Below are 24885 nucleotides of genomic sequence, written 5' to 3'. Positions count from 1 at the left end.
GTCGGGGCGGGCGGCGGCTACCGGCCGCCGTACTTCTTGCTCATGTTCTGGTACAGCGCCTCGGCGCCCTTTCCGAGCTGCGGTCCGGCGAGCCAGGTGTTGTCGGACGGGCCGATCGACGTGTTCGACACCAGCTTCGTCCTGCCGTCGACGACGCGGAACCAGCCGCCGCCGGACGAGCCGCCGGTCATGGTGCAGCCGATGCGGTACATCGTCGGCAGGCCCGGCCTGAGCGAGAGGCGCCCGGGCCGGTCGACGCACTTGAACATGCTCAGACCGTTGTACGGAGGCGCGGCGGGGTAGCCCCAGGCGCCCATGGCACCCGCGTCGCGGGCGGACGGCGCGGAGAAGTCCACGGCCAGCGCGTTGCCGACCGTCTCCTCCAGGGACTTTCCGCCCTGCTCCGGCTTCACGTGCAGCACGGCGTAGTCGTACGGGGCGCCCGCGCCGCCGGTCTCGTCGCCGCCGGAGATCCACTGGTCGGAGGTGGCCGCCCAGTCGGCCCACCACTGGCCGTAGGGGGCCATCTCCCGGGCCGTGGCACCGCTCAGCTGCGCCTCGGACTTGTTCAGGTCGTTGTAGGACGGGACGAAGGCGATGTTGCGGTACCAGCCGCCGCCACCGCCCGCGTGCACGCAGTGGCCCGCGGTCCACACCAGGTTGGACCTGCCCGGGTGGTTGACGTCCTTGACGACCGTCCCGGAACAGACCATCGAGCCCTCGGGGGAGTCGAAGAAGACCTTGCCGACCGGCGCCGCGTTCTCGTGGTACGGCGTCTTCTCCGCCTTGGCCGGGACCGGCTCGGGCGCGGGGTCGCTGACGCCCTGGTCGGCGGTCGCGTCCTTGGACGAGATCGTCTTGTCGGGGTCCTTGGCGGACTTCATGCGCTCGGGCTTCCACAGCCCGTCGATCACCGGGTTGACGAAGTCCTTGGCCTCACTGAGCCACTTGTCCTTGTCCCAGTTCTTCCATCCGCCGTCCTTCCACCGATCCACGTCGATGCCGTGCTCCTTGAGCCGGTCCGCGAGGTCGCCGGGAACCCGGGCGCTGTCCTGGCCGTCCGCCCCGGACGCGGTGGCGGCGGGCTTGTCGCCCGCCGTGTCGTCACCCGAGCCGCAGGCGGTGGCGGTGAGGGACAGGGCCGCGAGCAGCCCCGTGGCGAGCAGGACGCCGCGCCTGCCGGGCCGGCGCGCGACGGACGTACGTACGGAACGCATGCTGTGGTAACCCCCGTTGAAGCGTTGCTGTCATGTGCTTGTCAGGCGCGGAGCCGGCCTTCCGTGGACCCGCTCGAACGCGACACCCCACTATGCCCGGGCAGTCGCGGGCGGACGACGGCGGGACGGTGAAGGTTTCCGGACGCGGCCGGTGCGCCCATCGCACCCGCCGGCCGTTCCCTCCGCCGCGTCGGCCACGGCGCTGTGAAGCACCCCGGCCGGCGCGCGCCCTCCATCGCCGTCGCTCCGCCTCGGGTCAACCGGACCCGGTCACCGCCCGGCGAACTTCTCGCTCACCGAGTCGTACACACCCTTGGCCTCGGCCCCCAGGTGCGGACCCGCCAGCCAGCCCGAACTCACCGGGCCGATCGAGGTGTTGGAGACCAGCGCGGGCTTGCCGTCGGCCCCCTTCGCCACCCAGCCGCCGCCGGACGAACCGCCGGTCATCGTGCAGCCGATGCGGTACATCGTCGGGTCGGACTTCACGATCGACAGCCGCCCCGGCTCGTCCGTGCACTGGAACAGCTTCTGGCCGTCGTACGGCGCCGCCGCCGGGTAACCGGTCGCGGTGATGCTCGACACCTCGGGCACGGCCGGCGCGTTGAACTCCACCGGCAGGGCCGAACCGACCGTCTCCTCCAGGGACTTGCCGTCGCTGCCCTTCTCCGGGGTCACGTGCAGCACCGCGAAGTCGTACGGTGCGCCCTCGCCGCCCGTCGCGCCCCCCTGCTCGATCCACTGGTCGGAGGTCTGCGCCCAGTCGCTCCACCACACGCCGTACGGAGCGATCTCGGTCTTACTGGCGTCCTGCAACTGGGCGGCGTTCTCACCGGCGTTGTTGTACGCCGGCACGAACGCGATGTTGCGGTACCAGCCGCCCTTCTTGCCCGCGTGCACGCAGTGCCCCGCCGTCCACACCATGTTCGACTTGCCCGGGTGGGCCGGGTCCTTCACCACGGTCGCCGAGCAGACCATCGTGCCCTCGGGGGAGTCGAAGAACACCTTGCCCGCCTCGGGCACGCTGTCGTGGTAAGCGGCCCGCACGGAACGGGCGGTCACCGGAACCGGCGTCGCGTCGGTGACACCCTGGTCGCCGGAGATGTCGTTCTCGTCGACGCCCTTGTCCTGGTCCGGGTCGTCCGCGTCCCGCATCCGGTCCGGGTCCCACAGGTCCTTGATGATCGGGTTGATGAACTCGTCGGCCTCGCGCAGCCAGTCGTCCCGGTCCCAGTCCTTCCAGGCGCCGCCCTTCCACTTGTCCAGGTCGAAGCCGTGTTCCTTGAGCTTGTCCTTGACGCTGTCCGGGATCTTGATCTTGCCGTCGCTGCTCTGGGTCGCGGACGCCTCGGCGTTCGTCTTCTCGTCGCCCGAGCCGCACGCGGTCGCGGTGAGCGCCAGCGTCGCCGTCAGACCCACGGCGACCAGTACGGGGGAGGTCCTGCGGCGCTTGCTCCCCCCTCGGCGGGCGGTGAAGGGCGGGCGTATGGATCGCATGGTGTGAACTCCCCCTGGGGCGTGAGAAACATCTGCGCTGCCGAGGCAGCGGCCGTACACATGCAGCCGGGCACGGATCCGCCGGCGCGGCCCCCCGACCGGGGGACCGTGGGACGCGGCGGCGGGGCCGGTGGCCCGTTTTCCGTACTCCTGAACGGCACCACACACTATGCGGTCGCTGTGGGGGACTTCCCACGGAACGGCAACGGTTCCGTCACGGCAAGGATCTTCGGTTCACCCGCTTCCCCTTGCCCGCCGCGTCGTTGGTAGGTACGGGGGGCGTCCAGCGTGCGTTCGAAACCCCCGCCAACTCGCCTGTGAACAGCGGGAGGACCGGTAGTCGTGGCCGTGACGGAGTCTGCGGTGATGGGGCGTGAGCCCGACGGGGCACACACGGAGGGCGGCTCCCCGGAGGCGCACGCGGCGCACGAGGGGATCCTGCGGCGCCAGTCGGCGCGTGAGTCCGCCGCGCGCACCTACGCGCGCGCCCTGCCCGTCGTGCCCGTCCGCGCGCGCGGGCTGACGATCGAGGGAGCCGACGGGCGCCGCTACCTGGACTGCCTCTCCGGGGCCGGGACCCTGGCCCTCGGGCACAACCACCCGGTGGTGCTGGAGGCGATCAGGAAGGTCCTCGACTCGGGGGCGCCCCTGCACGCCCTCGACCTCGCCACCCCCGTCAAGGACGCCTTCACCACCGAGCTGTTCCGCACCCTGCCGTCCGCGTTCGCCGACGGGGCACGGGTGCAGTTCTGCGGACCGGCGGGCACGGACGCCGTGGAGGCCGCGTTCAAACTGGTGCGCGCCGCGACCGGACGCACCGCGATGCTCGCCTTCACCGGCGCCTACCACGGCATGACGGCGGGGGCGCTCGAAGCGTCCGGGGGCGCGACAGAGGTACGGGTGGCGCGGCTGCCGTACCCCCAGGACTACCGGTGCCCCTACGGCGTGGGCGGCGACCGGGGTGCCGAACTCGCCGCCCGCTGGACCGAGTCGGTCCTCGACGACACCAAGTCGGGCGTGCCGCACCCCGCCGGGATGATCCTCGAACCGGTCCAGGGCGAGGGCGGGGTGATCCCCGCGCCGGACGCCTGGATGCGGCGCATGCGGGAGATCACCCGGACCCGGTCCATCCCGCTGATCGCCGACGAGATCCAGACGGGCGTCGGCCGCACCGGCGCCTTCTGGGCCGTCGAGCACAGCGGCGTCACCCCCGACGTGATGGTCCTCTCCAAGGCCATCGGCGGCAGCCTCCCGCTGGCCGTCGTGGTCTACCGCGAGGAGCTCGACGTGTGGCCGCCCGGCGCCCACGCGGGCACCTTCCGCGGGAACCAGCTCGCCATGGCCGCGGGCACGGCGACCCTCGGACACGTCCGCGAGAACCGTCTCGCCGAGCGCGCCGCCGGACTGGGGGCCCGCATGCTCGGACAACTCCGCGCGCTGGGCGGCCAGTTCGACTGCGTCGGGGACGTCCGCGGCAGGGGGCTGATGATCGGCCTGGAGCTGGTCGAGCCGGACGCCGCCGGCACGGACCCGCCCCCCGCCGCGCCGCACCTCGCCTCCGCCGTCCAGCGGGAGTGCCTGCGACGCGGTCTGATCGTCGAACTCGGCGGCCGCCGCGAGAGCGTCGTACGTCTGCTCCCGCCCCTGACGATCACCGACGAACAGGCGAACGCCGTCCTGGAACGGCTCGCCGACGCGGTGGAGGCGGTGGCCCGCGGACCCGCCGAGACCGGCCCCGCCGCCGGGCGGGGGAGCGGCGGACCCGCTCCCGACGCACGGGACCGTGCGAGCGAGGGGCGGGAGACCGACGGGACGGGGTAGTTCGGGGCGGTGCGGGGCAGTGCCGTGGCGGCGAGCGTGGGCCACGTGAGGCGCCGACCGGCTGGGGGCGACCGGAGACGGTCCCGGGCTGCGGCCACGGTGTCGACGCGACCGGCCACCGCTCTCGGCGTACGGCTCACGAGGGCAAGGGGCCGGTGCCAAGGGCGACTTGGTGGCTGCCGTCGGTCGCCCTCGGCCGGACGTGCGGTCGCCACCGTCGGGCTTGGCACGTGCGATCCCCTCGCCGCCGACTGCACCCCAGGCGGGAACCCGCCCGGAGACGTCACCCCCGCCCAGCCCGTCCCCCGGCAACCAGGGCGGCCCGGAAGACCCGCGCAGGACGCGCACCCCGGCACCGTCCCGGCGCACCACAGACCGACCGCACGAACGCAGACCCAGAACACGAGGAACGCCCGTGAATCCGACCCCAGCATCCGACGGCCCGCCGCAGGGCCCCGCGCCGGATTCCGACGGCGTCCAGGCGGCCGCACCGGCGCCGGAGACCGCGTCGGTACCCCGGCAGAAGGACGGGGCGCCGACCGCCGAGAGCCCGCGGTCGCGCGAGGCCACGGACCTGATCGAGCACCCGGATCCGCACACGGCGGCCCAGGCGGCGGCCATCGAGAACCTGCTGCGCTGCTGGGTACGCGAGAACGACCTCCCGGCCCCCGACGACGGCGTCCTGCGCATCCCTCTCCGGGCGACCGGCACGGTCCTCCTGGCTCCCGTCCGCTACTGGTCCCCGACCGGATGGCACCGCTTCGGGCTCCCGTACGTGGCCACCGCCCCGGACTGGGCCCCTCCCGTCGACGCGGTGACGCTGGCCGCCCTGCTCTCCCGGGAGACGCCGAGCACCCCCGAGGGAGGCCCGTCGGGGGGCCGGCTCGTCCCGACGGGAGATGCCACGCAGGAGCCTGCTCCGGACGGGCACTCGACGCAGGCCCCGCCCGCTCCCACCGAGGGCTCCGAACAGGCACCGCCCGCCCCTTCGGGAGACCTGGCGAGCACCCCCTCCGCGTCGGTGCAGGACGCCCCGCCCGCCCCCGCCGACGGCACCTCCGAGCCCGGTCCCGCTCCCTCCGGGCCCCACGGCGGGGTCGGTGACGTGAACGACCTGGTCGGGCGGGTCGCCGACTCCGTGCGGCGCACCGCCGTCTTCGTCGCCGACCGCCGGAAGCGGCCCGGCGACGGCCCCGACCTGTTCCTCTCCGCCGAGCAGGCGCTCCTCCTCGGGCACCCGCTGCACCCGACGCCCAAGAGCCGCGAAGGGCTCTCCGACGCCGACGCCCGGCGGTACTCGCCCGAGCTGCGCGGCTCCTTCCCGCCGCACTGGCTGGCCGTCGCCCCCTCGGTGCTCGCCACGGACTCGGCGTGGACCGAACGCGGACGCCCCGTGACCGCCGGAGAGCTGACCGCGCGGCTCGCCGGCGCCGGGCTGCCGCTGCCCGACGGGCACACCGCCCTGCCGCTGCACCCCTGGCAGGCTCACGAGATCCGGCACCGTCCGCAGACCGAGGCGCTGTTCGCCGCCGGGCTGCTGCGCGACCTGGGCCCGTACGGCCCCGACTGGCATCCCACGTCCTCCGTGCGCACCCTCTACCGCTCCGGTGCCCCCGCGATGCTCAAGCTGTCGCTCGCCCTGCGCATCACCAACTCCCGCCGCGAGAACCTCCGCAAGGAACTCCATCGCGGCGTCGAGGTGCACCGGCTGCTGCGCGCTGGCCTGTCCAGGCGGTGGCACACCGCCCACCCGGGCTTCGACATCGTCCGCGACCCCGCCTGGGTCGCCGTCGACGGCACCGACGGGGAGCCCGTGCAGGGGCTCGACGCGGTGATCCGGCACAACCCCTTCGGCCCGACGGACGACGTCTCCTGCGTGGCCGGCTTCGTCTCGCCCCGACCGCACCCCGACTCCCGCGACCGGTCCCACCCGGTCATGAGATCCCGACTGGCCGAGGTCGTCACCCGGCTCGCCGCCCGGACCGGCCGCCCCCGCGGCGCCGTGGCCGCCGAGTGGTTCCTGCGCTACCTCGAACAGGTCGTGCGCCCGCTGCTCTGGCTGGACGGCGAGGCCGGGATCGCCCTGGAGGCGCACCAGCAGAACACCCTGCTCGTGCTGGACCCCGAGGGCTGGCCCGCCGGGGGCCGCTACCGCGACAACCAGGGCTACTACTTCCGTGCCTCACGGCGTGCGGAGCTCGACGCCCGGCTGCCCGGCATCGGCGAGCGGAGCGACACGTTCGTCTCCGACGAGGTCACCGACGAGCGCTTCGCCTACTACCTCGCCGTCAACAACGTACTGGGCCTCATCGGCGCCTTCGGCTCCCAGCGCCTGGCCGGGGAACAGGTGCTGCTCGCCGCCTTCCGCCGGTTCCTCACCGGCGTGGCCACCGGTCCGGACCGACTGCGCAGCACCTTGCCCGCGCACCTCCTGGACTCGCCCGTCCTGCGCTGCAAGGCCAACCTGCTGACCCGGCTGCACGGCCTCGACGAACTGGTCGGCCCGGTGGACACCCAGTCCGTGTACGTCACGATCACCAACCCCTGCCGTCCCTGAGGAACACGCCCCATCCCGTCTCCCGAGAGGAGCGTCGCCGTGCCTCCCACCGATGCGAGCACCGACGCCGCAACCGCCCCCGCCCCCGTCACCGGCCTCGGCGCCGAGCAGGGGCCCGGCCAGGACTCGGACAGCGAGGACACCCTGGACCTGCGCCTGCCCGACGAGTTCCTCGCCCTCATCGCCGAGGAGGCCGGGCCGCACGCCGCGTCGGGCGGGGCGAAGGGGGCCGCGGCGGACGCGTCCGCTCCGGCGGGCGAGGACCTGCTCGACCGCGTCGACACCTGGGGACCCGCCGCCACAGCCGTGGGCGTCTTCCAGCTCGTCCCCGTCCGGCTCGGACGCGACCTCGCGCTCGTCACGCGGTGGATGAACGACCCCGCCGTCGCCGCGTTCTGGGAACTCGCCGGACCCGAGGCCGTGACCGAGCGGCATCTGCGGGACCGGCTCGCCGACGACGGACGCAGCGTGCCCTGCCTCGGCGTCCTCGACGGCACCCCGATGAGCTACTGGGAGCTCTACCGGGCCGACCTCGACCCGCTGGCCCGCCACTACCCGGCCCGCCCGAACGACACCGGAATCCACCTCCTGATCGGCGGCGTCGCCGACCGGGGGCGGGGCGTCGGCTCGGCGCTGCTCCGTGCCGTCGCCGACCTCGTGCACGAGAACCGCCCGGCCTGCGCGCGGGTCGTCGCGGAACCCGACCTGCGCAACACCCCCTCCGTCTCGGCGTTCATGAGCGCCGGTTTCCGGTTCTCCGCCGAGGTGGACCTGCCCGGCAAGCGGGCCGCCCTCATGATCAGGGACCGGGGCCTGCGCGATGCGCTGTAGCGCGGACGCCCCGAGGCGTCCGGCCGCCGCCGTCCCGATCGCGTCCCCGGCCACCGGCGTGATCGCACGGTTGTCAGTCCTGCCCCGTAGGGTGGTCGCGCTATGACGAAGCCCTCACTCCCCGAACTCCTGCACGCCGCCGTCACCGCCGTCGGCGGTACGGAGCGTCCCGGCCAGGTGACCATGGCCGAAGCCGTCGCGGGCGCCATCGACGACGGATCCCATCTCCTGGTCCAGGCCGGCACCGGCACCGGAAAATCGCTCGGCTACCTGGTGCCCGCGCTCGCGCACGGGGAGCGCGTCGTCGTGGCGACGGCCACCCTGGCGCTCCAGCGGCAGCTCGTCGAGCGGGACCTCCCGCGGACCGTGGAATCGCTGCATCCGCTGCTGCGCCGCCGTCCCTCCTTCGCGATGCTCAAGGGCCGGTCGAACTACCTGTGCCTGCACCGGCTGCACGAGGGCATGCCGCAGGACGAGGAGGAGGGCCTCTTCGACCAGTTCGAGGCGGCCGCCCCCACCAGCAAGCTCGGACAGGACCTGGTCCGCCTGCGCGACTGGTCGGACGAGACGGAGACCGGGGACCGGGACAACCTGACCCCCGGCGTCTCCGACCGTGCCTGGGCGCAGATCTCGGTGTCCTCCCGGGAGTGCCTGGGCGCCACGAAGTGCGCGTACGGCGCCGAGTGCTTCGCCGAGATGGCACGGGAGCGCGCCAAGCTCGCGGACGTCGTCGTCACCAATCACGCGCTGCTCGCGATCGACGCCATCGAGGGCGCGCCGGTCCTGCCGCAGCACGAGGTCCTCATCGTGGACGAGGCCCACGAGCTGGTCTCCCGGGTCACCGGCGTCGCGACCGGAGAGCTCACCCCCGGCCAGGTCAACCGCGCCGTGCGCCGGTCGGCAAAGCTGGTCAACGAGAAGGCCGCCGACCAGCTCCAGACCGCCGCCGAGGGCTTCGAGCGGCTCATGGAGCTGGCCCTGCCCGGTCGCCTGGAAGAGATCCCCGAGGACCTTGGATACGCGCTGATGGCGCTGCGGGACGCCGCCCGCACGGTGATCTCGGCGATCGGCGCCACCCGCGACAAATCCGTCCAGGACGAGGACGCGGTGCGCAAGCAGGCCCTCGCCTCGGTGGAGTCCGTGCACGACGTGGCGGAGCGCATCACGAACGGCTCGGAGTGGGACGTCGTCTGGTACGAGCGTCATGACCGCTTCGGCGCCTCGCTGCGGGTCGCGCCCATGTCGGTGTCCGGGCTGCTGAGGGAGAAGCTCTTCGCGGACCGGTCGGTCGTGCTGACCTCGGCGACCCTGAAGCTGGGCGGCGACTTCAACGGCGTAGGGGCCTCGCTCGGCCTCGGCCCCGAGGGGGTGGAGGACGAGGACCTGCCGCAGTGGAAGGGCGTCGACGTCGGATCGCCCTTCGACTACCCCAGGCAGGGCATCCTCTACGTCGCCAAGCACCTGTCGCGTCCCGCGCGCGACGGCGACCGCGCGGACATGCTGGACGAGCTGACGGAGCTGATCCAGTCGGCGGGCGGCCGGACACTCGGCCTGTTCTCCTCGATGCGGGCCGCTCAGCTCGCGGCCGAGGAACTGCGCACGCGCATCCCCGAGTTCCCCATCCTGCTTCAGGGCGAGGAGACGCTCGGCGAGCTGATCAAGAACTTCGCCGCCGACCCGAAGACGTGTCTGTTCGGCACGCTGTCCCTGTGGCAGGGCGTCGACGTGCCCGGGCCCAGCTGTCAGCTGGTGGTCATGGACAAGATCCCGTTCCCGCGCCCCGACGACCCTTTGATGAGCGCCCGCCAGAAGGCGGTCGAGGAGGCGGGGGGCAACGGCTTCATGGCCGTCGCCGCCACCCACGCCGCGCTGCTGATGGCCCAGGGCGCCGGCCGCCTCGTACGGGCGTCGGGGGACCGCGGTGTGGTCGCGGTACTGGACCAGCGGCTGGCGACGGCCCGCTACGGCAGTTACCTCAAGGCCTCGCTGCCCGACTTCTGGTACACGACGGACCGCAATCAGGTGCGCAGGTCACTGGCCGCGATCGACGAGGCCGCCCGCAAGGCGGAGGACGCGGCCGCCGAGGAGAGCGACGCCTCCTGAGCCGGACACGACCAGGGCATGGGTTCGGGCCTGCCCCCGAGGGGACAGGCCCGAAGCGCGCCGCCGCTCCATGGCGGGGACAGCGCAGGGCCCCGGAACCGGCGCAGGTGGTCCCGGGGCCCGGTCTTGGGGCGGGCTGTGGAGCAGGGTGCCCGCCGCGGGCGGTCACACCCGCCGCAGCACCGCGACCACCTTGCCCAGGATGGTGGCCTCGTCGCCCGGGATCGGCTGGTACGCGCTGTTGTGCGGCAGCAGCCACACGTGGCCGTCCTCGCGCTTGAACCGCTTGACCGTGGCCTCGCCGTCGAGCATGGCGGCCACGATGTCGCCGTTCTCCGCCACCGGCTGGCGGCGGACCGTCACCCAGTCCCCGTCGCAGATGGCCGCCTCGATCATCGAGTCACCGACGACCTTCAGGACGAACAGCTCGCCGTCGCCGACCAGCTGCCGGGGGAGGGGGAAGACGTCCTCGACCGACTCCTCGGCGAGGATCGGACCGCCGGCGGCGATACGGCCCACGAGCGGCACGTACGACGCGGCGGGCTTGCCCGCGGTGTCCGTGGGCTGCACGGAGGACTGGTCGGAACCGCGGACCTCGTACGCCCGGGGGCGGTGCGGGTCGCGGCGCAGGAAGCCCTTGCGCTCCAGCGCCATCAGCTGGTGGGCGACGGACGACGTGCTGGACAGGCCGACCGCCTGACCGATCTCCCGCATCGACGGCGGGTACCCGCGCCGCTGCACGGAGTCCCTGATGACCTCGATCACCCGGCGCTGTCGGTCCGTGAGCCCGGAACTGTCCGCCCGGATGCCTGGAGGTCGGCCGGGCAGGGACCGCTTGGGTCCCTCAGGATTCATGGCTTCGTTCATCGCATGCACCGGCTCGAGTCGGCTCTGGGAGCGGTCCTGGGCAGTGATGGTGGCACTGTCTGCGGTGGTGGTCACGTCGGCCCCTCTCGATGGTCTCCCTGCTGGACAACGGTAGTGGCTTTCGAAAGGTTGCGCCAAACACACGTTCGAGTGAAAAACCGGGAATTCACTGACGTGATCATGTGTCTGGGTGTAATAGCTGACGCGGTGCCCGGCGGACAGAACGGTTGATTCCTGTACTCTTCACCGCCGGGGTGGCGAGCGTGCCGACGGCGGTGGGCCGCGGCCAGTCTGCCATCAGGTGCCCCGCGGGCCGTGGACCGGCCCCTCCCGTGCGTCGCGCGCCGGGTTCCGCCCCGCCCGTCTCCCGGTACGGCCGCGTGGCACATGCCAGTACGGGTGCGACACGCGCGCCCCGTGTGGATTTACGTGCCTGGCACCACATGTAGTGGTTGGATTGCAACAGCAGCCCAGAAGTTGTGGTCCCCCGGGTCTTTCCGCCCCAGGGCATCGCCTATGCTGGGGGCTGCTTCGAGGGGCCCGAGAGGTCTCTGAGGTCTATGAGTCGTGCTGTGAAGGAGGGATGGAGCCATGCACTGCCCCTTCTGCAGGCACCCCGACAGCCGCGTCGTCGACAGTCGTACGACCGACGACGGCACGTCGATCCGCAGGCGCCGCCAGTGCCCCGACTGCTCCCGTCGATTCACGACGGTGGAGACGTGCTCGCTGATGGTGGTCAAGCGGTCCGGGGTCACCGAGCCCTTCAGCCGCACCAAGGTCATCAACGGCGTGCGCAAGGCGTGCCAGGGACGGCCTGTCACCGAGGACGCGCTCGCCCAGCTCGGCCAGCGGGTCGAGGAGGCGGTGCGCGCCACCGGAAGCGCCGAACTGACCACCCACGACGTGGGGCTGGCCATACTCGGCCCGTTGCAGGAGCTCGACCTCGTCGCCTATCTGCGGTTCGCGTCCGTCTACCGGGCGTTCGACTCGCTGGAGGACTTCGAGGCCGCCATCGTGGAACTCAGGGAAGCCAGGCAGCGCCCCGCCGCGGACGGTGACGACGCGGACGCGGAGCGCCAGGTGACCGACCGCGGGTCCGGAGAGACCACCCAGGTCCCCGTACCGGCGAACGCCGCCGACTGACCGGCGGGCCGGCCCGGACCATCCGTCCGGCCCCGGTCGACCGGCGGCGACCCAAGACCTGCTGCGGGGGACCGCGTTTCGCGGCTCACGCAGTACCAGACACACAACGTGCCATGGGAAGAACGTGGCACTTCAGGGCGTTTTAGCCTGAAACAGGGAGGCGGCATGACAGAGACGGCGAGCGGTCCGGCACGGAGTTCCCGCGCCAAGGGCACCAAGGCGAGCAAGGGACTGCGTGTCGAACGCATCCACACCACCCCCGGCGTGCACCCGTACGACGAGGTCGAGTGGGCTAGCCGTGACGTCGTCATGACCAACTGGCGCGACGGCTCGGTCAACTTCGAGCAGCGTGGCGTCGAGTTCCCCGACTTCTGGTCGGTGAACGCGGTCAACATCGTCACCAGCAAGTACTTCCGCGGCGCTGTGGGCACCCCGCAGCGCGAGGTGAGCCTCAAGCAGCTCATCGACCGGATCGTGAAGACGTACCGGAAGGCCGGCGAGGACTACAACTACTTCGCCTCCCCCGCCGACGCCGAGATCTTCGAGCACGAGCTGGCCTACGCCCTCCTGCACCAGATCTTCAGCTTCAACTCGCCGGTCTGGTTCAACGTCGGCACGCCCCAGCCCCAGCAGGTCTCCGCCTGCTTCATCCTGTCCGTCGACGACTCCATGGAGTCGATCCTCGACTGGTACAAGGAAGAGGGCATGATCTTCAAGGGCGGCTCCGGCGCCGGCCTGAACCTCTCCCGCATCCGCTCCTCCAAGGAGCTGCTCTCCTCCGGCGGCAACGCCTCGGGTCCCGTCTCCTTCATGCGCGGCGCCGACGCCTCCGCGGGGACCATCAAGTCGGGCGGCGCCACGCGCCGCGCGGCCAAGATGGTCATCCTCGACGTCGACCACCCCGACATCGAGGACTTCATCGAGACCAAGGTGAAGGAGGAGGAGAAGATCCGCGCCCTGCGCGACGCGGGCTTCGACATGGACCTGGGCGGCGACGACATCACGTCCGTCCAGTACCAGAACGCCAACAACTCGGTCCGCGTGAACGACACGTTCATGAAGGCCGTCGAGACGGGCGGCAAGTTCGGCCTCACCTCGCGCATGACCGGCGAGGTCATCGAGGAGGTCGACGCCAAGTCGCTCTTCCGCAAGATGGCCGAGGCCGCCTGGGCCTGCGCCGACCCGGGCATCCAGTACGACGACACGATCAACCACTGGCACACGTGCCCGGAGTCCGGCCGTATCAACGGCTCGAACCCGTGCAGCGAGTACATGCACCTGGACAACACGTCCTGCAACCTCGCCTCGCTGAACCTGATGAAGTTCCTGAAGGACGACAACAAGGGCCACCAGTCCTTCGACGTCGAGCGCTTCGCGAAGGTCGTCGAGCTGGTCATCACCGCGATGGACATCTCCATCTGCTTCGCGGACTTCCCGACCGAGAAGATCGGTGAGAACACCCGCGCCTTCCGCCAGCTGGGCATCGGCTACGCCAACCTCGGCGCCCTGCTCATGGCGACCGGCCACGCGTACGACTCCGACGGCGGCCGCGCCCTCGCCGGCGCCATCACCTCCCTGATGACGGGTACGTCGTACCGCCGCTCCGCCGAACTCGCCGCGGTCGTCGGCCCGTACGACGGCTACGCCCGCAACGCGCAGCCGCACCAGCGCGTCATGAAGCAGCACTCCGACGCCAACGCCGTGGCCGTCCGCATGGACGACCTGGACACCCCGATCTGGGCCGCCGCCACGGAGGCCTGGCAGGACGTCCTCCGCCTCGGCGAGAAGAACGGCTTCCGCAACGCGCAGGCGTCGGTCATCGCCCCGACCGGCACCATCGGTCTCGCGATGTCCTGCGACACCACCGGCCTCGAGCCCGACCTCGCCCTGGTCAAGTTCAAGAAGCTGGTCGGCGGCGGTTCGATGCAGATCGTCAACGGCACCGTGCCGCAGGCCCTGCGCCGCCTGGGCTACCAGGAGGAGCAGATCGAGGCGATCGTCGCCCACATCGCCGAGAACGGCAACGTGATCGACGCCCCCGGTCTCAAGCAGGAGCACTACGAGGTCTTCGACTGCGCCATGGGCGAGCGTTCCATCTCCGCGATGGGTCACGTCCGCATGATGGCCGCGATCCAGCCGTGGATCTCGGGCGCGCTGTCCAAGACGGTCAACCTGCCGGAGACGGCGACCGTCGAGGACGTCGAGGAGGTCTACTTCGAGGCGTGGAAGATGGGCGTCAAGGCGCTCGCCATCTACCGCGACAACTGCAAGGTCGGCCAGCCCCTCTCCGCGAAGACCAAGGAGAAGGAGAAGTCCGCGGCGGACACGGTCACGGCCACGGCAGAGGAGACCATCCGTACCGCGATCGAGAAGGTCGTCGAGTACCGTCCGGTCCGCAAGCGCCTCCCCAAGGGCCGGCCCGGCATCACCACCTCGTTCACGGTGGGCGGCGCCGAGGGCTACATGACCGCCAACTCCTACCCGGACGACGGTCTCGGTGAGGTCTTCCTGAAGATGTCCAAGCAGGGCTCGACCCTCGCGGGCATGATGGACGCCTTCTCGATCGCCGTCTCGGTGGGCCTGCAGTACGGCGTGCCGCTGGAGACGTACGTCTCGAAGTTCACCAACATGCGCTTCGAGCCGGCCGGCATGACGGACGACCCGGACGTGCGGATGGCGCAGTCGATCGTCGACTACATCTTCCGGCGCCTGGCGCTCGACTTCCTCCCCTTCGAGACGCGCTCCGCGCTCGGCATCCACTCCGCCGAGGAGCGTCAGCGTCACCTGGAGACCGGCTCGTACGAGCCGACCGACGAGGAGATGGACGTCGAGGGTCTCGCCCAGTCCGCGCCCCGCGCGCAGGAACTGAAGGCGGTCGCCGCGCCGAAGGCCGAGGTCGAGGCGGCCAAGCCCGCCCCGCAGCAGGCGCACACCAGTGCCGAGCTGGTGGAGATGCAGCTGGGCATCCAGGCGGACGCCCCCCTGTGCTTCTCCTGCGGTACGAAGATGCAGCGCGCCGGGTCGTGCTACATCTGCGAGGGCTGCGGCTCGACCAGCGGTTGCAGCTGATGACGAACGCCCGCCGGGGCTGAGACACCCGGCCTGAGTGGGGAGCCGGCACGACGCCGGCTCCCCACTCGGCGTTCCGGGGGAGGACGCGCGCGCCCGGCTCGGCGCGCCCGGTCAGGGAGCCTGCGACGACCGCGCCTCGGAGGCGGCCCGCGCAACGTGTTCCGCGAGCGCTACGGCGTGCCGGGTGCGCGCTCGACGGCACGGACGCGCGGGGCGGCACGGCTGTCCGTCGTACCGCCCCGCGTGATCCCGTCTTCGGTGAGCGCCGCACTCCGGTCGCACCGTCGTCGTCCACGGTGTCGGGCTCACTCCTCGCGGCGGGCGCCCATGATCCTCGTGAAGGACGCCGGGTCCGTGTCGAAGCCGTCGATCCCGGGATGGAAGGTCCACTCCCCGGACTCGTCGCGCACGAACTCCCCGACGGTCGCCGCCGTCGCCCCCGCCACCCCGCTGAAGTCGTCCTCGGCCAGGACCGTGTAACCCTCCCGCATGCGCAGCCCGGGATTGATCACGCCGGCGAACGTCCTGTGCACGGAACGCTGCTGTATGACGACGCCGACCACCACGCGCGCGTAGCGGCCGTTCAGGCGGTTCAGTTCCAGGGTCATGACCTCGTCCCAGCCGAAGCCCTTGCCGTCCTGGCTGTCCCGGTCGAGATAGATGGTGCCGTCCGGGGAGCGGCTGTCGAAGTGCACGACGTAGTCGGGATTCCCGTACGGGTCGTCCGCCAGGTACGTCGCGGCGACGACGTCCAGATCGGTGTTCGGCTCCCCGGCGGGACTCGGGTCCCACTTCACCGCCACCTCGACCTTGTCGATGCCCTTGCTGAGACCGTTCACCAGATCTTCCCTCCCCGTTCCCACTGTCTGTCTGCCCCAACTGGGCTGATGTAAAGGACGGTTGCACATCGTGCCACGTGCGCCGGGGAGCCCGCTCGGGTGCACTCCGCCGGAGCGTGACCGGCGCCACGTCCGTGGCCTTACGATGGCGCGGTGCTGGTCAAGTGGATTCGCTGCACCGTGGTGGACCGCCGCGGTTTCGAGCGGGGGCAGCGAAAGTGGGCGGGGCTCCTGGGCGAGCCGGGTTTCCGGGGCCAGGGCGGGGGCTGGAGCCGGGGACGGCCGGGGGTGGCGCACATCTTCGCCTTCTGGGAGAGCCGCGCCTTCTACGACTCCTTCATGGCCCGGTCCCACGACCGGCTCGCGGCGGCGCAGTCGGGCACCTTCAAGGACGCCCAGGCCAAACTCTTCGACCACCGCTTCGACGTGAAGACCGGCTTCGAGCCGCGGTTCACCGACGCCGACCTGGTGCGGGTGGCGCACTGCCGGGTCCACGAGGAGCGCGCCGAGCACTTCGCCCTCATGCAGGAGAAGGTGTGGAACCCCGCGATGGCGGGCTCGCCCGGCATGATCCGCGGACTCTTCGGTGAGGCACCCGGTCCGGAGTTCCTGATCCTGTCCATGTGGCAGTCGGCGGCGGAACACGGCAAGTACCGCGCCGAGCGCGTCGAGCGGCTCACCCTGCGCGCCCAGACGGAGGCGGACGTCGCCGCCCTCGCCGGCGACATAGTCCAGCTGGAACCCTCCTGGATCGTCTGAGGAGCCCGGGGCGCGCCCGGGCGCACAACGCGTCCGCGACCGCTCCCACGAGGCCGAATTGTGTGATCTACGCCGTATGGAGCCCGTACGAGTGCTCGATCGGGCGTCACTCGATCTAGGGTTTCGGCATGGCTCGACCACGGCGCATCGTTCTTGTCCGGCACGGAGAGTCGGTGGGCAACGCCGATGACACCGTGTACGAACGCGAGCCCGACCACGCGCTGGCGCTCACCGAGACCGGCTGGCGGCAGGCGGAGGAGCGGGGCAAGCAGCTCCGGGAACTCTTCGGCCGGGAGCGCGTAAGCGTTTACGTGTCCCCGTACCGCCGCACCCACGAGACGTTCCGGGCCTTCCACCTCGACCCCGAACTGGTGCGCGTGCGCGAGGAGCCCCGGCTGCGCGAGCAGGACTGGGGCAACTGGCAGGACCGCGACGACGTACGCCTGCAGAAGGCGTACCGGGACGCGTACGGCCACTTCTTCTACCGCTTCGCGCAGGGCGAGTCCGGTGCCGACGTGTACGACCGGGTCGGCAACTTCCTGGAGAGCCTCTACCGGAGCTTCGAGGCCCCCGACCACCCGCCGAACGTGCTCCTGGTGACGCACGGACTGGCCATGCGGCTGTTCTGCATGCGCTGGTTCCACTGGACGGTCGCGGAGTTCGAATCGCTGGCGAACCCGGGGAACGCGGAGATGCGGATGCTCGTTCTCGGAGACGACGGCAAGTACACACTTGACCGGCCTTTCGAACGCTGGCGTGATCCGGAGCCGTACGGAGTCACCGGATAGAGTGGCAGGGCGATGACCGCTGACTCCTCTCCCGACGGGCGCCTGAGCCGCGCCCTGTCCAGCCTGCGCGGACTCGCCGTGGGAGACGCCCTGGGCTCGCAGTTCTTCCTGCCCGTGAACTACCCGCTCCTCAAGCGCCGCGAGCTGCCCGCCGGTCCGTGGCGCTGGACCGACGACACCGCGATGGCCTCCTCGGTCGTGGCCGTGCTGGCCGCGCACCACCGGATCGACCAGGACCGGCTCGCCCTCTCCTTCGCCGAGCACCACGACATCGACCGCGGTTACGGACCCGCGGTCGACCGGCTGCTGCGGCAGATCCGGGACGGCGGCGACTGGCGCGAGCTGTCCTCCGCGCTCTTCAAGGGCCAGGGCTCCTGGGGGAACGGCGCGGCCATGCGGATCGCCCCGCTCGGCGCCTGGTACGCGGACGATCCCGAGCAGGCCACGCACCAGGCCGAGATCTCCGCCTACCCCACGCACCAGCACCGCGAGGCCGTCGTCGGCGCCATGGCCGTCGCCGCGGCAGCCGCCCTGGCGGCCGACCCCGCCGGTCCTCCCGGCCCCGAGGCGCTGCTCGACGGCGTCATCGCCCTCGTACCGCGCAGCGCCGTCGGCGCGGGACTGCGGCGCGCCCGGGACATGCTCGACTACGGCGACACCGCCACGGTCGCCGCGGTGCTCGGCTGCGGACGGCGTACGACGGCGCACGACACGGTGCCGTTCGCCCTCTGGTCGGCCGCGCGGGCCCTCGGCGGCTACGAGGAGGCGTTCTGGGCGACCGCCCAGGTGGGCGGCGACATGGACACCACCTGCGCCATCGTGGGCGGCGTGGTCGCCTCCGCCGAGACCGGCGCCCCGCCGAGCACCTGGCTGGAGCGGACGGAACCGCTGCCGGAGTGGGTGGCCGTTCCGGCGTGACGCTGCCGGCGGGCGGGTTGTTCGCCACGGGCTTGTGATGCGGTCGGCCCGGTGCGGGTCGGCCTCTTACGCGGCTTGCGGGTCGGCCTCTGATGCGGCTCGCGAGCTGCGGACCGGCCTGTGACGCGGATCTCCGTGTGCGGGTCAGCCTCTGATGCGGCTTGCCGGGGGCGCCGGTCACATGGCTGATTACTCACCACCCGCCACACCCGCCCCCTCTGTCACAGGCTTGCTACAGGCGGCCCTCGCCCGGCCCGGACCCGTCGCCCGTGGATAGCCTTGCCGCCACGCCGCCTGTTGATCTTGCCGGGCGAGCGCCGACGAGACACCGGTCACCAGCCCCTCCCGCCGCTCCGGCGCGCCCGGGGCCGCGCAGGGACCGGCTGGGAGGGGGTCCCGTGTCCGATACACCGTCCACGTCCGAGCCAGGAGATCCGGAGCCGAAGGGGCCGACGGAGAGCGCCGGTTCGGTCAAGAGCGCCGAGCCCGACGACACCGTCCCGGAGAACGACGCACCCGACGAGCAGGGTTCCGACGAGCACGGTTCCGGCGAGGACCACTGGGCCGCCCCGGCAGCGAGTCCCGTGTCCTGGCTCGCCGACCTGCGCGTCGGCACGCCCGCCCCGATCCGTACGGACACCCTGTGGGCCGTGCTCGCCACCGGCCTGCTCAGCATGCTGCTCCTGGGCGACGGCGTGGGGCTGAACCTGCTTCTCGTGGCGATCCCGGCGGCGCTCGCCGGCTACTTCGCCGCCCGCGCCGCGGGGCGCCGCACACGCGCGTGGACCCTCGGCTGGGGGATCGGCGGACTGGCCCTGCTGGCGGTGCCCGCGCTGCGCGACGCCGACTGGCCGTCCTTCCTGGCCGTCGTCGCCGCGGTCGCACTGGGCTCGCTCGCCCTGAACGGCGGACGCAGCTGGCTCGCGGTGCTGCTCAGCCCGCTGGGGATGTTCAACTCCGTCGTCACCGGTCCCGTCTGGGGCTGGCAGGGCCTGCGCGAGCGGGCGGGCGGCGCCCGGGGACGCGTCGGTCCGGTGCTGCGCGCCGTCACCGTGACCGCCGTCCTGCTGCTGGTCTTCGGCGCGCTCTTCGCGGGCGCCGACGCCGCGTTCGCCGACCTGCTCGGCAGCCTGCTCCCGGACGCCTCCGTGTCCGGCGGGCCCTGGCACCTCCTGCTGCTGTTGTTCGGCCTGGTACTGGGACTCGCCGCCGCGCACACGGCCGCCGCACCCGTCCACTGGGACCGCGCCGAGATACCCGAGGGCCGTGCCCGCGGCCGCTTCGAGTGGGCGCTCCCGCTGACCGTGCTCGTGGTCCTCTTCGCCGTCTTCAACGCGGTCCAGCTCGCCGTCCTCTTCGGCGGCTACGACGCCGTGCTGGAGCAGACGGGCCAGACCTACGCCGAGTACGCGCGCCAGGGCTTCTGGCAGCTGCTGATGGCCACCCTCCTCACGCTGCTCGTCATCGTCCTGGCGCTGCGCTGGGCACCGCGCGACGGAACCCGCGACCGGACGCTGGTGCGCGGGGTGCTCGGAACTCTGTGCGCCCTGGCGCTCGTTGTCGTGGCATCCGCGGTGCGGCGCATGGACATGTACGTGGAGGCGTACGGACTGACGCGGCTGCGACTGTCGGTCGTGGCGGTGGAGCTCTGGCTCGGTCTCGTCATCGTGCTCATCATGGCGGCCGGGGTGTGGGGAGCCCGCTGGCTGCCCCGCGTCGTCGCGGCCTCCGCCGCCGCGGGAGTGCTCGCCTTCGGCCTGATGTCGCCGGATGCGCTGATCGCCGAGCGCAACGTCCAGCGGTACGAGGACACCGGCAAGATCGACGTCGAGTACGCGCGCGGGCTCTCCGCCGACGCCGTACCGGCGCTCGACCGGCTGGAGGAGCCGCTGCGCAGCTGTGTGCTCCAGTCCGCCGACGAGGACCTGACGGACGGCGACGAGCCCTGGTACGCCACCAGTTGGGGCGAGGCGCGCGCCCGCGACATCCTCGCCGAGCGACCGCTGTCGAAGAACGCGGACTGGTCCGTCTGCAACCGCCTGAGCGAGGAGATGACGTACCGCTGAGGTGGCGGGGGCGCCAGGGCGCGGGGGGCACTGAGGGCGATCGGGAGAGGCTGGGTGGGCCCCCGCCTGGTAAGGCGAGGGCCGGTACCGCGAAGGCCGGGTCGACTTCCTTGCCGTCGGACTCCCGGGCGTGGCCCGGCCTTCGCGGCGCCCGGGTCAGCCCGCCGCGGGTCCCGCCGTGCCGGCGAGCGCGTCCAGGTCGCTCTTGCGGACCTTGATCACGACGGTCGCGACGATCAGGGCGAGCACGGCCATCGCCGCGGCAGGGATGAAGGCCGCGGAGATGCCCTCGGCGAGCACCTCGTGGCCCCAGGGAGCGGGCAGTTGGTGGGTCTTGGCGAACTCGGCCTTCTGCTCCGGCGAGGCGTCGGCGAGGAAGCTCGGCACCTGCTTCTCCGCCTCGTCACGGCTGGCCGAGCCGAAGACCGTGGTGAGGATGGAGAGACCGAGCGAACCGCCCACCTGCTGCGTGGCGTTGAGCAGTCCCGAGGCCGCGCCGGCCTCGTGCGAGGAGACGCCCGAGACCGCGGTGAGCGTCAGCGTCACGAAGTTCAGCCCCATGCCGAAGCCGAAGAGCAGCATCGGGCCGAGGATTCCGCCGACGTACGAGCTGTCGGGGCTGATGAAGGTCAGCCAGCCCAGTCCGAGCGCGACGAGCGACGAGCCCACGACCATGAACGGCTTGGGGCCGAGCACGGGCAGGAACCGCTGCGACAGCCCGGCGCCGGTGACGATCGCGACGGTCACCGGGAGGAAGGCGACTCCCGCCGAGATCGGGCTGTAGCTCAGCACGTTCTGCACGAAGAGGACGATGTAGAAGAACATGCCGAACATGGCGGCGGCCAGGCTGAGCATGATCACGTACGTGCCCGAGCGGTTGCGGTCGGCGAACATCCTGAGCGGAGTGATCGGCTCCTTGGCCCGCATCTCGACGAACCCGAAGAGCAGCAGCAGGACCACCGCCGCACCGAAGGAACCGAGGGTGAGGCTGTCCCGCCAGCCCTCCTCCGCGGCCCGGATGAAGCCGTAGACCAGGGATGCCATGCCGAGCGTCGAGGTGAGTGCTCCCGCGACGTCGAAACGGCCCGGGTGGCGTTCGGACTCGCTGATGTACATCGGGGCGAGCACCGCGATCAGCAGACCGATGGGCACGTTCACGAAGAGCACCCAGCGCCAGTCGAGCCACTCCGTGAGCATGCCGCCCGCGAGCAGACCGACCGCGCCGCCGCCCGCGGAGACCGCGGCGAAGACACCGAAGGCCCGGTTCCGCTCCGGGCCCTCCGGGAAGGTGGTGGTGATCAGCGCCAGCGAGGTGGGAGACGCGATCGCGCCACCCACGCCCTGGAGGGCGCGCGCGGCCATCAGCTGCCAGGGCTCCTGGGCCAGACCGCCCAGCAGCGAGGCCGCCGTGAAGAGCAGGATGCCGGTCATGAAGACCCGGCGCCGCCCGAGGATGTCACCGGCCCGCCCGCCGAGGAGCAGCAGACCGCCGAAGGTGAGGGTGTAGGCGCTGACCACCCAGGTCAGGTCGGTGGTGCTGAATTCGAGGGCGTCTTGAATGTGCGGGAGCGCGATGTTCACAATCGTCGCGTCGAGGACCACCATGAGTTGGCAGGCCGCGATGACCGCGAGTGCGATGCCGGGATGTCCTTCCCGACGGGCCGCTCCGGGCTTCTGTTTGGGAATCAACTGAGAGGTCGTCACTATGGGTCCCCCACAAGTACGTTAGTGAACGCTCGCGTTCACTGGCGCGACAACGGTAGTGACTCCCCGACAGTGAACGCAAGCGTTCACTGAAGACGCTGCCGCTTTTCGTGATGTGCTTGCTCGTCCCCACCCGGAATTCCCAATTCCGCATGCTTGACGGAGAGACTCAGATGGATACTTCGCGCTGGACGGGCGCCCCCGCTCAGGCGGCCTCCCCGCGTCGCCGCGGCGCCGTACTCGAACGGGCGATCCTCGAAGCCGCCCTGGAACAGCTCGGTACCGTCGGCTGGAACGGTCTCACCATGGAGGGGGTCGCCTCGGGCGCCCAGACCGGGAAGGCCGCGGTCTACCGCCGGTGGCCCTCCAAGGAGGACCTCGTCGTGGACGCCCTGCAGGCCGGGCTGCCGCGTCTGAGGGAGGCGCCCGACCTCGGCAGCGTCCGCGCGGACCTCCTCGAACTGTGCCGGCGCGTGCGCGAGGCCATGTACTCACGGCCCGGACTCGCACTGCGTTCCGTCCTTCACGAATGCGACGCGGCCCAGGCCGAACGCTTCCACGGAGTGATCCTCGGCGGCGTCGTCGAGCCCACCATGCATCTGCTCCGGGAGGTCATCCACCGCGGAATCGGGCGGGGCGACGTGCGGCCCGACGCCGCGAACAGTTACGTGTTCGACGCCATCCCGGCGATGATGATGTACCGATCGAAGGTGTGCGCCAGCGAATGGAGCGAGACGGACCTCGCGGAGATGATCGACCACCTGATGATGCCGCTGCTGCGCCCGGACCCCGCCTGACCAAGGGATTTCCCGCGGCGGCCGGGCGCCCGGTGCCGTCCCGGCAAACCTGGGTGTCGCGGCGGCTTCCGGGCGGCGTACGCTAAGCACGCCATGCCGTACGAACCTCCCACCCACACCGTCGAGCGCTCCCTCCGCGCCACGACCGGAGCGAAGGTCATTGCCGGTGTCGACGAGGTGGGGCGGGGCGCTTGGGCCGGTCCCGTCACCGTCTGCGCGGCGATCACCGGACTGCGCCGACCGCCCGAAGGCCTCACCGACTCCAAGCTCCTCACGATCAAGCGCCGCACCGCGCTCGCCGAGGAGCTGCGTACCTGGGTGACGTCGTACGCCCTCGGGCACGCCTCTCCGGAGGAGATCGACGGCATGGGCATGACCGCCGCCCTGCGGCTCGCGGCGGTGCGCGCCCTGGAGACCCTGCCGGTGCGCCCCGACGCCGTGATCCTCGACGGCAAGCACGACTACCTCGGCTCCCCGTGGCGCGTCCGCACGGTGATCAAAGGGGACCAGTCCTGCGTGGCGGTCGCCGCGGCCTCGGTGATCGCCAAGGTGCAGCGCGACAAAATGATGGCCGAACTGGGTATCGACCATGCAGACTTCGGTTTTGCGGCCAACGCCGGGTATCCGTCCCCGGTGCACAAGGCCGCACTGGCGGAGCGGGGCCCCACCCCGTACCACCGGCTGACGTGGGCGTATCTTGATGCGCTGCCCCAGTGGCGGCACCTCAAGAAGGTCCGCGCCTGGGCGGACGGAAACGTTCCGGAGATCGAGGGCCAGCTCGGCTTCGATTTCTGACGGTCCCGTTCGCACTTGTGTGCCACCCGCCGAGGCGTGTCGCACCGGCGTTTGATAGATATCAACTCATGCCTCTCCTTCCCGAGGAGCCTCAGATTCACGAGAGTGCCCAGGGTCCCCGCGCGACGTCGGCCAGTGGCCGCACAGCGCCGACCCCCCGCCCCGTACCCGGCCCCCGTCCCGCGGCTCCGCCGCGTCCCGGCCGTCCGGGTCCTGTCCGGCCCATGCCGGTCCAACGCACGTCGCGCGAACCGGCCGTGACCAAGCCCGGGCCCCCGGCCCCGGCCGCCGCCAAGGCCGGTTCCACCCCGCAGATCCAGCTGATCCCGGCCTCGGCCGAGGGTGCGCTGGACGCCGCGGAAGAAGCCGTCGACCTGCTGCTCGAGTCGGGCCGCGCCCCGGGTGAGGTGCTGGTGATCACCACCGGCGACCCGCACCCGTGGGCCGCGCACGAACTGTCCTTCGGCGAGACCGCCTACTGGGGTCTGCACGACGCCGGGGACGACGTCTTCTACGCCGACGCCTCCGTCGCTGGCCGGGCCTCGTCCCGACCCGTCGTCGTGGTCGCCGTCAATGGCGGAACCGTCGCCGCGGTCGCCTCCGCCCTGCCGCTGGCCCTTGGCCGGGCCGGTGCCCTGCTGATCGTCTGCGGTGACCCGCAGCAGATCAACTCGGTGCTGGGCGCGGGAGTCTGAGCCGGTTCCGGACGTCGTCCGGAACCGTTTCGGCCTCCGCTCCCAGCCGTGTCGGGAGCGGGACGAGCACGGGGAGTCCGTCGGGGGTGCCGCACCGCGGCACCTGCACGGTGGGCGTTCTCCTGTGCCTCGAAGTCGACGCTGACCGCTGAGACTGTCGCGGACTCCGGCTCCGACTCCGACGCTGAGGCTGTCGCCGATGCCGATGCCGATGCCGATGCCGATATCGAGACCGACGCCGACGCCGACGCCTGAGCACGGTGGGTACTTCGGCGTGTCTGTCAGCTTGGGGCGGTGATTTCGCCGCTGGGGGCGGCAGGCCGTGCTTTACGAGTCGGCCGGATCAGAGCTTCGTTGTTTCGGTGCCTCGCCGCTTTGGCATCCCCGGTGCTGCGGTGCTGCGGTGCGGTCGGCGCGGT

At 71.7% G+C, this 24885-nt stretch carries 18 protein-coding genes; 13 read left to right on the top strand and 5 right to left on the bottom strand.

Going from position 1 to position 24885, the window contains the following annotated elements:
* Positions 1-17: 17 nt before the first annotated feature.
* Together ACFYQQ_RS04385 and ACFYQQ_RS04380 are read right to left on the bottom strand one after the other, a co-directional pair.
* Positions 18-1217 carry a hypothetical protein gene (locus tag ACFYQQ_RS04385; RefSeq protein ID WP_356243866.1) on the bottom strand — a complete coding sequence of 400 codons (1200 nt, stop codon included), beginning with the start codon at positions 1215-1217 and terminating at the stop codon, positions 18-20.
* A gap of 270 nt (positions 1218-1487) precedes the next feature.
* Positions 1488-2711, bottom strand: coding sequence for a hypothetical protein (locus ACFYQQ_RS04380; protein ID WP_355791594.1), 1224 nt, complete (start codon positions 2709-2711; stop codon positions 1488-1490).
* A 342-nt stretch (positions 2712-3053) separates the two neighbouring features.
* Between ACFYQQ_RS04380 and ACFYQQ_RS04375 the strand changes: the two genes are divergently transcribed.
* The 4 genes from ACFYQQ_RS04375 (at position 3054) to ACFYQQ_RS04360 (ending at position 10023) form a co-directional block, all read left to right on the top strand.
* A complete protein-coding gene (locus ACFYQQ_RS04375; protein WP_388903337.1) occupies positions 3054-4532 on the top strand; it encodes a diaminobutyrate--2-oxoglutarate transaminase family protein in 1479 nt (492 codons plus the stop codon).
* A 415-nt stretch (positions 4533-4947) separates the two neighbouring features.
* Positions 4948-7089: an IucA/IucC family protein gene (locus ACFYQQ_RS04370; protein WP_355789293.1), complete on the top strand. Its 2142-nt coding sequence runs from the start codon at positions 4948-4950 to the stop codon at positions 7087-7089.
* Positions 7090-7128: 39 nt separating this feature from the next.
* Complete coding sequence (locus ACFYQQ_RS04365; RefSeq protein WP_355789296.1) at positions 7129-7920, top strand: GNAT family N-acetyltransferase; 792 nt, start codon at positions 7129-7131, stop codon at positions 7918-7920.
* Positions 7921-8022: 102 nt separating this feature from the next.
* Positions 8023-10023, top strand: coding sequence for an ATP-dependent DNA helicase (locus tag ACFYQQ_RS04360; protein ID WP_355789299.1), 2001 nt, complete (start codon positions 8023-8025; stop codon positions 10021-10023).
* Between the two features lie 165 nt (positions 10024-10188).
* Here ACFYQQ_RS04360 and lexA read toward each other — a convergent pair whose 3' ends face one another.
* Positions 10189-10965 (bottom strand): transcriptional repressor LexA, encoded by a 777-nt coding sequence (lexA, locus tag ACFYQQ_RS04355; RefSeq protein ID WP_355789532.1) that lies wholly within the window; start codon positions 10963-10965, stop codon positions 10189-10191.
* 516 nt (positions 10966-11481) lie between these two features.
* Here lexA and nrdR point away from each other — a divergent pair.
* Positions 11482-12033 (top strand): transcriptional regulator NrdR, encoded by a 552-nt coding sequence (nrdR, locus tag ACFYQQ_RS04350; RefSeq protein WP_355789529.1) that lies wholly within the window; start codon positions 11482-11484, stop codon positions 12031-12033.
* Between the two features lie 165 nt (positions 12034-12198).
* Positions 12199-15102, top strand: coding sequence for a vitamin B12-dependent ribonucleotide reductase (locus ACFYQQ_RS04345; RefSeq protein ID WP_356172385.1), 2904 nt, complete (start codon positions 12199-12201; stop codon positions 15100-15102).
* A gap of 308 nt (positions 15103-15410) precedes the next feature.
* Here ACFYQQ_RS04345 and ACFYQQ_RS04340 read toward each other — a convergent pair whose 3' ends face one another.
* A complete protein-coding gene (locus ACFYQQ_RS04340) occupies positions 15411-15944 on the bottom strand; it encodes a TerD family protein (RefSeq protein ID WP_355793942.1) in 534 nt (177 codons plus the stop codon).
* Positions 15945-16097: 153 nt separating this feature from the next.
* Here ACFYQQ_RS04340 and ACFYQQ_RS04335 point away from each other — a divergent pair, with 153 nt between their 5' ends.
* From ACFYQQ_RS04335 to ACFYQQ_RS04320, 4 genes are all read left to right on the top strand, one after another.
* On the top strand, positions 16098-16703 hold the full coding sequence (locus tag ACFYQQ_RS04335; RefSeq protein WP_355793941.1) for a YdbC family protein: 606 nt from the start codon (positions 16098-16100) through the stop codon (positions 16701-16703).
* Between the two features lie 128 nt (positions 16704-16831).
* Positions 16832-17491 carry a histidine phosphatase family protein gene (locus ACFYQQ_RS04330; RefSeq protein WP_355793940.1) on the top strand — a complete coding sequence of 220 codons (660 nt, stop codon included), beginning with the start codon at positions 16832-16834 and terminating at the stop codon, positions 17489-17491.
* A 12-nt stretch (positions 17492-17503) separates the two neighbouring features.
* Positions 17504-18409, top strand: a complete 906-nt coding sequence (locus tag ACFYQQ_RS04325; protein WP_356172381.1) for an ADP-ribosylglycohydrolase family protein — start codon at positions 17504-17506, stop codon at positions 18407-18409.
* Positions 18410-18807: 398 nt separating this feature from the next.
* Positions 18808-20475 (top strand): DUF4153 domain-containing protein, encoded by a 1668-nt coding sequence (locus tag ACFYQQ_RS04320; RefSeq protein WP_388903329.1) that lies wholly within the window; start codon positions 18808-18810, stop codon positions 20473-20475.
* Between the two features lie 156 nt (positions 20476-20631).
* Here the strand turns inward: ACFYQQ_RS04320 and ACFYQQ_RS04315 are convergent, their stop codons facing one another.
* The gene (locus tag ACFYQQ_RS04315) at positions 20632-22179 is read right to left on the bottom strand and encodes an MFS transporter (protein WP_355783474.1); all 1548 of its coding nucleotides are present in this window, start codon (positions 22177-22179) and stop codon (positions 20632-20634) included.
* Between the two features lie 173 nt (positions 22180-22352).
* Here ACFYQQ_RS04315 and ACFYQQ_RS04310 point away from each other — a divergent pair, with 173 nt between their 5' ends.
* From ACFYQQ_RS04310 to ACFYQQ_RS04300, 3 genes are all read left to right on the top strand, one after another.
* Complete coding sequence (locus tag ACFYQQ_RS04310; RefSeq protein ID WP_355783471.1) at positions 22353-22976, top strand: TetR/AcrR family transcriptional regulator; 624 nt, start codon at positions 22353-22355, stop codon at positions 22974-22976.
* Between the two features lie 93 nt (positions 22977-23069).
* Entirely contained in the window at positions 23070-23771 is a 702-nt protein-coding gene (locus tag ACFYQQ_RS04305; protein WP_355783469.1) for a ribonuclease HII, read from the top strand.
* A 68-nt stretch (positions 23772-23839) separates the two neighbouring features.
* A complete protein-coding gene (locus ACFYQQ_RS04300; protein ID WP_355783466.1) occupies positions 23840-24466 on the top strand; it encodes a hypothetical protein in 627 nt (208 codons plus the stop codon).
* The last annotated feature ends 419 nt before the right edge of the window (positions 24467-24885 follow it).

Source organism: Streptomyces sp. NPDC005496, assembly GCF_042872045.1.
Classification (GTDB): domain Bacteria; phylum Actinomycetota; class Actinomycetes; order Streptomycetales; family Streptomycetaceae; genus Streptomyces.
The sequence above is the reverse complement of the archived record's forward strand: the minus strand, read 5'-3'. Positions and strand labels throughout refer to the sequence as shown.